Below are 12316 nucleotides of genomic sequence, written 5' to 3' on the forward strand. Positions count from 1 at the left end.
TTTACGGATTTGGGCCAAAAGTTAACGGCCCCCAAACAGTTACGGCCACCAAACAGGGCGAAAACCCCGCTTGGCGGCCGTGTTCTCCTCCCCAGGAGAATTTGGTGATGGAAAGCGCCCTACGCTTTAGCTTGGCACATATGTGCCTAGGCGGTGATGCAGGGCGTTGATCTTCGCCAGCTCCTCGCGGTCTTCGGTTCCGCGTGCATGACTCTCAAGCGCGCGGCGCAGGAGTTTCATGTCAGCAGTCGAAAGAAGCGCACGGGCGCGGGCTGGTTCTGTGTTCGGGGTATCTGTGTCGCTCATCGGTTCTCTCTTTTATGGTCCCTTTTGGGCCGAATGATGAGTTAAGCTAATGACGGGTTGGTTCGGTTCCCGCAAGGCCAGTCTTTCGATGACCTTGCGGGTCCCCTCTCCAGCTCGTTGGCTGTTCGATTACGCAGCGGCGAACTGATTCATCGTGTTGTCTTTGCCGCCAGCCTTGAGGGCTGCTTCACCAGCGAAGTACTCCTTGTGGTCATCGCCAATGTCAGAGCCAGCCATGTTCTGGTGCTTGACGCAGGCAATACCCTGACGGATTTCCTCGCGCTGGACGTTCTTGACGTAGCCAAGCATGGCCTGCTCACCGAAGTACTCTTTCGCGAGGTTGTCGGTGCTCAGAGCCGCCGTGTGATAGGTCGGCAGAGTGATGAGGTGGTGGAAGATACCGGCGCGCTTTGCAGCGTCAGACTGGAAGGTGCGGATCTTCTCATCGGCTTCAACGGCCAGATCGGTCGTGTCGTAGTCGATGCTCATCAAACGGTCACGCTCGTATGCGGAGACGTCTTTGCCTGCTTCTGCCCACGCATCATACACTTGCTGGCGGAAGTTGAGGGTCCAGTTGAACGAAGGAGAGTTGTTGTAAACCAGCTTTGCGTTCGGGACGACTTCGCGAACCCGGTCAACCATGCTGGCGATCTGTTCGACGTGGGGCTTCTCGGTCTCGATCCACAGGAGGTCCGCACCGTTCTGAAGCGACGTAATGCAATCAAGCACGCAGCGGTCTTCGCCGGTGCCAGCGCGGAAGCTGTAGAGGTTCGAGGGAAGGCGCTTGGGAGCCAGAAGCTTGCCATCACGGCTGATGAAGACCTGACCGTTGGTGATGTCCGCCGGGTCCACTTCGTCGCAATCGAGGAAAGCGTTATACTGGTCGCCAAGGTCGCCCGGCTCTTTCGAGTAGGCAATCTGTTTGGTGAGACCAGCGCCGAGCGAGTCGGTCCGGGCAACGATCACGCCGTCTTCAACGCCCATTTCAAGGAAGGCATGGCGACAAGCACGGATCTTCTGGAGGAAGTCTTCGTGAGGAACGGTAACCTTGCCGTCCTGGTGACCGCACTGCTTTTCGTCAGAAACCTGATTTTCGATCTGCAAAGCGCACGCGCCCGCTTCGATCATCTTCTTGGCGAGGAGGTAGGTCGCCTCTGCGTTACCAAAGCCTGCGTCAATGTCTGCAATGATCGGAACAACGTGTGTTTCGTAATTGTCGATATCGTTCTGAAGCTGCTTGGCCTTCACCTCGTCCCCAGCATCGCGCGCCGCGTCGAGTTCGCGGAACATACCGCCAAGCTCACGGGCGTCGGCTTGTTTGAGGAAGGTGTAGAGCTCTTCGATCAATGCTGGAACAGATGTCTTCTCGTGCATGCTCTGGTCGGGAAGAGGGCCAAACTCGCTGCGAAGGGCAGCCACCATCCAGCCAGAAAGGTAGAGGTACCGCTGTTTGGTGGTACCGAAGTGCTTCTTGATAGAGATCATCTTCTGCTGAGCGATAAACCCGTGCCAGCAGCCCAGCGATTGGGTGTAGTGGCTGGTGTCGTTGTCATAGGCTTCCATGTCGGCACGCATGATCTTTGCAGTGTATTTCGCAATGTCGAGACCGGTCGGGAAGCGGTTCTGGATCGCCATGCGAGCGGTCGCCTCAGGGTCGATCGCGCCCCAGCTTGGGCCGTTGGCGGCGATTGTTTTGCCCATTGCGTCGATAGTGTTCTGATATGTCATGGGGAGGTCCTTATTGGGAGAGAATGTGTATGACGCCTAAATGCCATGGTGCAGCGCAGCACAACAGGAAAACTTACAGACTTTATTGTCTGTATGGCCGCGATTTCGGTAATTCTTGTGTAATGATGTAAAGATATTTACAACGGCCTTATGACCGACTCCTCACTCCTCGCCGGACCGTCCCTTCGCCGTCTTCGCAAGCGCGAAGGGCTCACCCAGGCCACAATGGCCGCGTCACTTGGCATCTCGCCAAGCTATCTCAACCTCATCGAACGCAACCAGCGCCCGCTGTCGGCGCGGGTTCTGGTTCAGGTCATCGAGCGATTCGACTTCGACCCGCGAGATCTTCGCGAAGATGAAGCCATCGGCGGGATCGATGGCCTTGCAAGGCGCATGGCAGACAAACGTTTTGCCGATCTCAATATCGACCGCGAGGAATTGCAGGAGTTCCTCTCTGCCGCCCCGCAAGCTGCCGCTGCATTCGCGCGTCTCTATGACAATTCGGATGAACGCGAAGGTGGAGGCGAGGACCCGGTGGACGAGGTGCGCCGCGCGATAGAGCGCTGGCAAAACCACTTTGCCGACCTCGATCAATCCGCAGAGGCGCTGGCAGATGAGCTGCGCCTTTCGCGCGGCGATATCAGTGCAGGGCTGATCGAGCGGCTGCGCGAAAAACACCGGCTTTCGGTCCGCGTCCTTCCCGCAGAGGTCGTGCCAGGCCTTGTTCACCGGCTTGATCTGCATGCGCGTCAATTGCAGCTTTCCGAAATGCTTGGCGGGGCGGCGCGGCGTTTCCAGATCGCCCGACAGATAGCGAGCCTTGAACAACGCGAGAACATTGAGTTGGTGGTCGAAGGAGCAAACTTGTCCTCAGCCGAAGCGCGCGAAAGGATGCGCGAACACGTGACGGACTATGTCGCCTCAGCATTGCTCATGCCTTACGGCCGGTTTTTAAGGGCTTGCGAGAAGACGGGCTATGACTTGCCGATTCTCTCACGCCGATTTGCGGTGAGTTTTGACCAATTGGCCCAGCGCCTGACAACGCTGCAACGCTTGGGCGAGCGGGGCTTGCCTTTCTTCACGGCGTGGTTTGGACGCACGGGGCGCATGGTGCATTTCAGCGCCGGGGCGAGCGGTGCGATCTATCCTCTCGACGGCGCGCGCTGGCCTGCTTGGGCGCCTTATGCTTCGTTTGAGAGCCGGGGGACCATGCACACACAGGCCGTGACCTTTGGCGAAGGCGAGGCCGCTCCCAAACACTGGTTCACGATTGCGCGTACGATTGAGGTCGATGGGGCGGCCTGTTCTGCGCGCCGGTCAATCGTGCTGGGGCTGGAGGCTCGCTTTGCAGGAGAGCTTGCGCAGGCTCGCGGGGTATCGCTTGACCCCCAAGACGCGGTGCCATTGGGGGCAGGGTGCCCGCGCTGTGGCCGGATGGAATGCCTGACGCCTGCGCCCGCCCGCCTCGCGATGCAGCAGGAGTGATCGCAAGGGTAAGGCTTATTGCGGTGTTAACTCCTGTCAGGCCAGCATTCCTGCGGGGTTCAAAAGACAGTGTAAAGTTTACCGACACTTAAACTCTCGTAGCTAAAGCGGAGCGGAATAGTCCCTCAAGCCCAAGGCTTTGCGCTGCAATGATCCGTTTGTTTAAGCACTATATTCCCCATGCCGTGTTGCTTCTCGGCATGCTCGATTTTGCGCTTTTGGTGATCGCCAGCGAAAGTGCATGGCAGCTAAGGGCAAATCAGATCGGGATGGATCCCGGCCCTATCGAAGGGCGTTGGGTCCCGCTGGTTGGATCGGCGAGCGTGGTGTGGCTCGCGATGATTGCAGTGGGAGTTTACGGGCCTTACGCATTGAGATCGCTTCGTTTTGCGAGCGCACGCCTGCTTGTCGCAATCAGCCTTGGCATTATCGCGCTTGCGGCGATTGACTGGATTTTGCCGGGTGAGACATTCTGGCGCTCAACCCTGCTTTACGCCATGGGATTGTCGATCCTCGTGCTGATTGCTGACCGGTTATTGTTGAACAGTTTTCTTGGGTCTTCTGCCTTTAGAAGACGCGTCATGGTGTTGGGCGCAGGGGACCGCGCACAGCGTTTGCGAGTGCTTGGCGACCGGCCCGAATCCGGTTTTGCCATTGTCTCCTACATCTCCATGGGCGAAGCGGACCGCGTGGTTGAGGAAGCGATTGCCCGCGATGCGATCCATGATCTGGGCCGCTTTGTCGAAAACCTGGGCGTGACCGAAGTGGTGCTTGCGCTCGAAGAGCGGCGCAATTCGCTGCCCTTGAGCGACCTTTTGCGGATCAAGACCAAGGGCGTTCACGTCAATGATTTCTCCAGCTTTATCGAGCGGGAGACGGGCCGGGTTGATCTTGATACGGTCAATCCCAGCTGGCTCATTTTCTCCGACGGGTTTTCGAGCAGCCGTATCTTGTCGAGCGCAGCAAAGCGTGTGTTTGACATTATTGCGAGCCTCATTTTGCTCCTGCTGACATTCCCGATCATCGCCATTTTTGCGGTGCTGGTGAAGCTCGACAGCAAGGGGCCTGCTTTCTTCCGGCAGAAGCGTGTCGGTCTGTATGGTGAGCCGTTCTACCTCGTCAAACTGCGGTCTATGCGGGTTGATGCGGAAAAGGACGGTGTGAAATGGGCGTCTGAAAATGATGACAGGATCACCCGCGTCGGCCGCTTCATTCGCAAAGTGCGCATTGATGAGCTGCCTCAGACATGGAGCGTGCTCAAAGGCGAAATGAGCTTTGTCGGACCGCGCCCCGAGGTGCCCAAGTTCGTGGATGATCTGCAGGAAGAAATTCGCTTTTACGGCGAGCGCCATATGGTCAAGCCGGGCATCACCGGGTGGGCGCAGATCAACTATCCATACGGCGCATCGATTGAGGATGGCCGTAAAAAGCTCGAATATGATCTGTATTACGCGAAGAATTACACTCCCTTCCTCGATTTCGTGATCCTGTTGCAGACGGTTCGCGTTGTCCTTTGGCCGGAAGGAGCGCGATAGACGTGCCGATTGTCACCGATCTTGCTCCCATGATTGCGCTGGTTTGCTACCTGATCGGCGGTATCGCTGCTGCAGGTGCGGGTGTGTGGATCGCGCGCGCAGGCGACGACCATCGTCCGGACCGCGAAGCTGTGCTGATCGCATTGGGCGCAATCGTGATTTGGTGCAGCCTTTCGATTGCAGCGCAGCCCGGCTCAATCCTGATCGCTATCGCAGAAGTGGCGCGCAACCTTGCGCTTCTGGCGGTGATCTTTCAGCTTTTTGCTGCTGATGGTCGCGATGAAAGCTTAAAGCCCACAAGGCCAGTGATTGTCACATTGGTGCTGGTTCAGCTGTTTCAGCTTTTGGTGATTCTGATCGAAACACAGGCGGTCGGATATCCGCAGGTGATCCAACTCGCCCATGAAATCAGCGAGCTTTTCAGCATGATGATTGCCATTGGCGCGCTTGTCTTGCTGCACAATCTGTATGCGGGCGCAGCAACCGCATCGCGCCGGATCATCTTGTGGAGCGGGATCGGTCTAGGCGCCTTTTTCGCCTATGATCTTAACCTCCATACGCTTGCCTATCTGGGCGAGACTAATCCGGTGGTGCTCGGATCGCTCCACGGGATTGTGGCAGGGGTCATGGCAGTCATGATGGCTGTGGGTGCCAATTCGAGCAGTGCAGGCCTTGAATTTCGTCCATCGCGCGCCGTGACTTTCCAAACGCTTTCGCTACTGGTCATTGGGTCATATCTGATCGTCATGGTGCTGGTCACGCGCAGCCTTGCGTTGCTGGGCGGTGATGTGGGCAGGGCGAGCCAGATTGCTTTTCTGGTGTTCGCGATTGCAGCTGCGATCATATGGCTTCCATCACAGCGCATCCGCCGTTCCTTGCGCGTGATGGCGGCAAAACACCTGTTTCAGCACCGCTATGACTACCGCGAAGAATGGTTGCGATTTACCCGCACCATCGGTCATGCCTCAAGCTCTGGCAGCAGTTTCAAAGAGCGCGCGGTAAAGGCGATTGCGGACATCACTGAGAGCCCGGCGGGCCTGCTGCTGATGCCCAATGAAGAGGCGCAGCTTGAGCTGAATGCGCGCTGGAATTGGGCGACGCTCGACGTGCCAGCCATCGCCAGCGATTTCAAATTGCCCAGCACACTTGAACAGAACAACCACATCCTTGCGCTGGATGAAGCGCGTTCGGGTGTAGAGTATTTTGGTGAGCTGGAACAGATACCTGCCTGGCTCATCGAGGCAGAAGACGCGTGGGCCCTGGTGCCGCTTTTGCATTTTGACCGATTGGTTGGCGTAATCGTCCTCGCGCGCCCGAGGATTGAGCGCAAGCTTGACTGGGAAGACTTCGATTTGCTGCGCGTCGTGGGCCAACAATTGGCGAGTTACCTTGCTGAACAAGCGGGTCAACAAGCCTTGATGGATGCAAGCCGATTTGACGAGTTTAACCGCCGCATGGCCTTCGTGATGCACGACATCAAGAACATCGCAAGCCAGCTCTCTTTGCTGTCCAGGAACGCGCAAAAGCATGCGGACAACCCCGATTTTCGCGCAGATATGCTTGTCACATTGCGCAATTCGTCTGACAAATTGAATGCGCTGCTAGATAGGCTTGGGCGATATGGCGCGGGGCAATCGCAAGCGGCGCATGAATTCGATCTTCGCGATCTTGCTGCAAAGGTGTGTGAGCGGTTCAAAGGTGTGCACCCGGTTTCCTTGGCGCGCACCGAAAGGGTCACCGTACTCGCAAACGCGGAAGCTGCCGAACAGGCGATCCTCCATCTTGTCCAGAATGCCGTTGATGCAAGCGAGCCGGGCGAACCGGTCACAATCAATACGCACCGCGAAGGGCCTTCAGGGATGCTTGAGGTTGTCGATTCGGGCACTGGCATGTCCCCTGAATTCATGCGTACTGGTCTGTTCAAGCCCTTCGTCTCATCCAAGCAGGGCGGCTTTGGCATTGGCGCATTTGAGGCGCGCGAATTGGTCAAGGCGATGGGCGGTCGGCTTACGGTCGAATCGCGCGAAAACATTGGCACGCGTTTTTCCGTAAGCCTTCCAGTGCCCGAGGCAGTGCGCATAGCCGATGCAAGGGTGGCTGGTGGGCCACCAAAGCGCGCGTCGGGTAACTCAACAACAAAGCAATCGACAATCGAAGAAAGCGAAGAGGTCGCCTGATGGCTGACAAGAAACCCGTATTGCTCGTCATCGAGGATGATGAAGGTCTGCAGGCTCAATTGAAATGGGCCTATGAGGATTTCGAAGTCGTGATCGCTGGCGACCGCGACAGCGCGGTTGCGGCCTTGCGAAGCGAGATGCCTGCGGTTGTCACGCTTGATCTCGGGCTTCCGCCTGACCCCGATGGCACGACCGAAGGGTTCGCTGTGCTCGATGCCATCATGGCGTTGAAGCCAGACACCAAGGTGATCGTTGCCAGCGGCCATGTCGCACGGGAAAGCGCGCTTCAGGCGATTGAGCGGGGCGCGTATGATTTTTATCAAAAACCGGTTGATATTGAACAGCTTGGGCTGATCGTGCGACGCGCGTTCAACCTTCATAAAATCGAGCAGGAGAACCGCCGCCTTGTCGCCAATGCGAGCGAGGATAAGACCGTCCTTGGCCGCCTGATTACGGGCGCACCCGAAATGGTCAAAGTTGCCCGCACGATTGAGCGCGTGGCATCCACCAATGTGTCCGTCATGCTTTTGGGAGCAAGCGGCACGGGTAAGGAATTGCTCGCCCAAGGTCTGCACGATGCCAGCAATCGCTGTGACAAACCGTTTGTTGCGATCAACTGTGCAGCGATCCCTGAAAGTCTTTTGGAAAGCGAGCTGTTCGGCCACGAAAAGGGCGCATTTACGGGCGCTGTCAAAACGACCGAAGGCAAGATTGAAAGCGCCAATGGCGGCACGCTCTTCCTTGACGAGGTCGGCGATATTCCACTGCCGCTTCAGGTGAAACTGCTGCGGTTCCTGCAAGAACGCACGATTGAACGCATTGGCGGGCGCAAAACCATCGAAGTGGACACGCGCATCGTTTGCGCCACACACCAAAACCTTGAAGGCATGATCGCAGCAGGCACGTTTCGCGAAGATCTGTTCTATCGCCTTGCTGAAATCGTGGTGCGTATTCCTGGCCTTGCCGAACGGCACGGCGATGCAATCCTGCTGGCCAAGGCTTTCCTCAAACGCTTTGCCAAAGAGATGAACCCTGCGGTCACCGGCTTTGCGCCCGACGCGCTTAAGGCCATCGACGGGCATGAATGGCCAGGTAACGTGCGCGAGCTGGAAAACCGGGTGAAGCGCGCCGTCATCATGGCCGATGGCAAATTGGTGGGCGCTGGCGATCTCGACTTTGAAAGCAGCGATGACGAGGATGAGGAAGTCCTCAACCTTAAATCGGCGCGCGAACAATCGGACCGCCGGGTTATCCGTCATGCGCTCGCCCGAAGCGAAGGCAACATCTCCAGCACAGCCAAACTTCTGGGAATCAGCCGCCCCACTTTGTACGATTTGCTCAAGCAGTATGATCTCCATGTTTAAGCGCGGTTTGATCATCTCCTCGCTGGCTTTGACCAGCCTTGGCGTTACCGGCTGCTCAAGTGACCCGGCCCCGGTTGAGGCGACGCAGCTTAGCGGAAGCAAGGAATTCCTCAGTCTCATCGAAGATGCGCGCCGCTATGTCCGGCAAGGCGACCTTGTGGAAGCTGGCAAAGCCTATGATGAGGCACGCAAGATCGAGCCTGAAAACCCTGGATTGTGGGTCGATATTGCCCGGCTTCGGTTCCTTGGCGGGGAAAACCTGACCGCGATCGAAGCGGCGGACTACGCGCTCGAATTGCAACCAACCTATGGCCCCGCACTCTTGTTGCGCGCGCAGATGGTGCGCGATGCGAACGGGATGGAAGAAGCGCTGGCGTGGTTTGAGTCTGCAAATCTGGCCGCCCCTAACAATCCAGAAGTGCTTGGCGAATATGCCGCCACTCTGGGCGATCTTGGCTACAATCGCGATATGCTTTTGGCGGTGCGTGATTTGACACAGTTTGCTCCTGATAACGGACAAGCGTTGTTCCTTCAGGCCGTCCTGGCGGCGCGCGGCGATAAACCTGCTGTCGCGGCAAGACTGCTTGAACGAAGCCGCTATCTTCAAAACGAAGTGCCTGCGGCAAGGATGCTCAATGCGATCATCAATCTTCAGCAAGGCAATTACGATACCGCTGCCAATATCCTCGACGTGCTAGCCGAGGAGCAACCCGCCAAAATGCGTGCACAAGAGCTTTTGGCCAAGGCATGGTGGCTTGGTGGGCGCGATGATTTGATTGCGCAGCGCTTTGGTGAAACGGCAAAAAGGCCCGGTGCTTCATCGTATCTCGTCATGCTGGTCGGGCGTTCGCTCGAACGGGCTGGCAACCGCGTGGCGGCAATCCCGTTCATCGAAAGGGCCAATTCATTGAGCAATGGTTCAAGCTTTGTCCTGACCAGCGAAGGCGATCTTCCCGCGCCGACAAGCCAATTGCGTAGCCTTGTCGCTGCAGGCAATCTGGGCGGCGCTCGCTCTGTCGCAGCGGGCGTGGTCCGCCAGTTTCCGCAATCGGGCGATGCCTATTCGCTTGCTGGCGATGTTGCGCTTGCAAGTGGGCAGCCACTGGAGGCGATCGAGGCCTATCGAGTGTCAGCGCAGGTGCGCCGATCCTGGCCTTTGACGCGTAAACTTGTTGCCGCAATGCTTGAAGCGGGCGAGGGCGATGCTGCAAAAGCGCTCCTTTCGAGGTATATTAAAGGCGACCCGCAAAACCTTGACGCCTTGATGGTGCTGGCAAGGATCAGCGCGCAAGATGCCGATTGGCTTCGTGTTGCGGTGCTGCTCGATACAGCCATTGCCCAAGGCGCAGGGAGCGACCCCACGGCTTTGGCATTAAGAGCAAAAGCGGCGCGCGAATTGGGCAATGAAGAGGACGCGGCCCAGGCGGATGCCTTGTTCGGGAACCTTGTCCCCAAACCGTTCCTGTAGATAGCCGTGTAGCGATCTCGACAATCACACGATGAGCGGGCAGGGGCCTTTGGCAAATGCTGTCCCGCTTTTCAATCCTTGCCGATCCGATGATCGTGGTTCTGCTTACCGCGACGCTTTTGGCGATTGTTGTGCCAGCGGCGGGCGAGGCTCGCGGTATCGCTCAGGCCATTTCCAATATTGCGATTTTCCTCCTTTTCCTGGTCAACGGAATGCGTATTGCGCGCGGTGAAATTGCTAAAGGGCTGGCGAACTGGCGGTTCTTCTTACCGCTCTTTGCGTGGGTGTTTGGCGCGATGCCGCTTATCGGCTTTGGCTTGTCTAGCGCTGCTTCAAATGTCCTTCCGCCGTTAGTGGCCCTTGGCTTCCTGTTCCTTGGCGCGCTGCCATCCACCATCCAGTCTGCGACCTCTTACACCAGCCTTGCGGGCGGCAATGTCGCACTGTCCGTCGTTGGCGCAGCTCTGATCAATATCGCTGGCGTCTTCATCACCGCGCCGCTGTTTGCGCTTCTTGCGGGGAGCGAGGCGGCGGATATTGGCACTGAGACTATCCTTCGCATTGGCGTTATCCTGATCCTGCCCTTTATGATTGGCCAAGCGGTTCAGGGGTGGACGATTGACTGGCTGAAAGAGCGCAAGTCCGATGTCGCATGGCTCGACCGGGTCGTGATCGGCATCGCGGTTTACGTCGCTTTTTCAGGCGCGGTCGAACAAGGGCTGGGTCAGATGTTTACTCTCCTTGGTTGGGCCTCTCTCATTGGTCTTATCATCGTCTATCTTATCGCCGCTTCAGGAGGCGCCTGGCTCACGGGCGGCCTTCTCAACATCGCCCGGGAAGACCGGATCGCCTTCCTCTTTGCAGGCGCGCAAAAGAGCGTTGCTATCGGAGCGCCGCTCGCTGCCATTTTGTTTGCGCCTGATGTTGCAGGCTTCGTCATCGCGCCGCTGCTCTTGTATCACCTGCTCCAGCTGGTGATTGCAGCGCCGCTGGCGAACCATCTGGCAAAACTCACGCCTTAGGCTGGTACGTCTGCTCTTCGGTTGGGAAGGTACGCTCGCGCACTTCCTCGGCATAGTGGGCGACCGTCTTTTCAATGACGCTGGCGATGTCTTCGTATTTCTTCACAAAGCGCGGCACGCGTTCAAACATGCCCAGCATATCTTCGGTCACCAGCACCTGTCCATCGCACTGGTTTGACGCGCCGATACCGATAGTGGGGCAGGACACGGCCTTGGTCGCCTTGATCGCAATGGGTTCAAGCACCCCTTCGAGCACAATCGCAAACGCGCCCGCCTGATCCAATGCAATCGCATCGTTCACGATCTTCTCTGCCTCTGCATCAGAGCGCCCACGCGCCATATATCCGCCAAGCACATTTACCGCCTGCGGGGTAAGGCCAACGTGACCCATCACCGGAATGCCGCGCTGGTTCAGGAATTCGACGGTTTCAGCCATGGCCTCGCCGCCTTCAAGTTTTACCGCAGCCGCGCCCGTTTGTTTCAGGAGGTAAGCCGCGCTTTCAAACGCCTGTTCTTTTGACGCCTCGTAAGAGCCAAACGGCATATCGACGACCACCACCGAATGGTAACTTCCGCGCACAACTGCGGCACCGTGATTGGCCATCATCTCCAATGTCACAGGCACCGTTGTCGGCAGCCCGTAAATGACCTGTGCAAGAGAATCTCCGACCAGCAACAGATCGCAATGCGCATCCAGAAGCTGGGCCTGACGTGCGGTGTATGCGGTCAGCATCACCAAGGGTTCTTGCGTCACCCCATCTGCTTTGCGCGACCGGATGCGCGGCACGGTCAGCCGCTTCATTGGCTGAGGGGTGGGATTGGCTCTGCTGGTGCTCGTATCGAGCTGGAATGTTGTGGACATGGGGACTTCTTTAAAAGGGGACTTTGCAAAACGCAAAGCACTTGGAAACGGGCAAATTTGCGGTCAGCCATGGCGCGGCAGGGTGGGACTGCTTAATCCGCCTATGAGACACCACTGTCTCATAGGATGGTCACTGCTTTCCTACTTTATTCATAAATTCAGTACCTTGCTTGTTAACCCTATGAGACACTTTTGCGCTGGAAATTTGGCTATCTGCCAAAATTGTACGGTGGCTCAGCCAGTTTGACGAGAGATACCGATGTAGGAAAGCGCTCGCTTGCGGCGCGTGCCTGGTTGGAGCTTTGGCCCAAAGCGCAGGTCAAAGCGGGCATCATGCACGAAAACCCGCAAAGTGGCCCTTGGCCTCGC

At 57.4% G+C, this 12316-nt stretch carries 9 protein-coding genes; 6 read left to right on the forward strand and 3 right to left on the reverse strand.

Going from position 1 to position 12316, the window contains the following annotated elements; genetic code table 11:
* Positions 1-126: 126 nt before the first annotated feature.
* Together EH31_RS00925 and EH31_RS00930 are read right to left on the reverse strand one after the other, a co-directional pair.
* Positions 127-306 (reverse strand): hypothetical protein, encoded by a 180-nt coding sequence (locus tag EH31_RS00925; RefSeq protein WP_034957559.1) that lies wholly within the window; start codon positions 304-306, stop codon positions 127-129.
* Between the two features lie 129 nt (positions 307-435).
* Positions 436-2034, reverse strand: coding sequence for an isocitrate lyase (locus tag EH31_RS00930; protein WP_034957560.1), 1599 nt, complete (start codon positions 2032-2034; stop codon positions 436-438).
* A gap of 150 nt (positions 2035-2184) precedes the next feature.
* On the opposite strand from EH31_RS00930, the gene EH31_RS00935 reads away from it, so the two are divergent.
* The 6 genes from EH31_RS00935 (at position 2185) to EH31_RS00960 (ending at position 11085) form a co-directional block, all read left to right on the forward strand.
* Positions 2185-3519, forward strand: a complete 1335-nt coding sequence (locus EH31_RS00935) for a helix-turn-helix domain-containing protein (RefSeq protein WP_034957561.1) — start codon at positions 2185-2187, stop codon at positions 3517-3519.
* Positions 3520-3668: 149 nt separating this feature from the next.
* The gene (locus EH31_RS00940) at positions 3669-5054 is read left to right on the forward strand and encodes a TIGR03013 family XrtA/PEP-CTERM system glycosyltransferase (RefSeq protein ID WP_034957562.1); all 1386 of its coding nucleotides are present in this window, start codon (positions 3669-3671) and stop codon (positions 5052-5054) included.
* Positions 5055-5056: 2 nt separating this feature from the next.
* Positions 5057-7231, forward strand: coding sequence for an XrtA/PEP-CTERM system histidine kinase PrsK (gene prsK, locus EH31_RS00945; RefSeq protein WP_241765795.1), 2175 nt, complete (start codon positions 5057-5059; stop codon positions 7229-7231).
* Positions 7231-8595, forward strand: coding sequence for a PEP-CTERM-box response regulator transcription factor (gene prsR, locus EH31_RS00950; RefSeq protein WP_034957563.1), 1365 nt, complete (start codon positions 7231-7233; stop codon positions 8593-8595). Before prsK ends, prsR begins: the two co-directional genes overlap by 1 nt.
* Positions 8579-10063: a tetratricopeptide repeat protein gene (locus tag EH31_RS00955; protein WP_206742003.1), complete on the forward strand. Its 1485-nt coding sequence runs from the start codon at positions 8579-8581 to the stop codon at positions 10061-10063. Before prsR ends, EH31_RS00955 begins: the two co-directional genes overlap by 17 nt.
* A gap of 56 nt (positions 10064-10119) precedes the next feature.
* On the forward strand, positions 10120-11085 hold the full coding sequence (locus EH31_RS00960; protein WP_034957565.1) for a bile acid:sodium symporter family protein: 966 nt from the start codon (positions 10120-10122) through the stop codon (positions 11083-11085).
* Here EH31_RS00960 and panB read toward each other — a convergent pair.
* Entirely contained in the window at positions 11075-11947 is an 873-nt protein-coding gene (gene panB / locus EH31_RS00965) for a 3-methyl-2-oxobutanoate hydroxymethyltransferase (protein WP_034957566.1), read from the reverse strand. The two genes, EH31_RS00960 and panB, sit on opposite strands and share 11 nt — an antisense overlap.
* Positions 11948-12316 lie beyond the last annotated feature (369 nt).

The organism is Erythrobacter longus (assembly GCF_000715015.1).
GTDB classification, from domain to species: domain Bacteria; phylum Pseudomonadota; class Alphaproteobacteria; order Sphingomonadales; family Sphingomonadaceae; genus Erythrobacter; species Erythrobacter longus.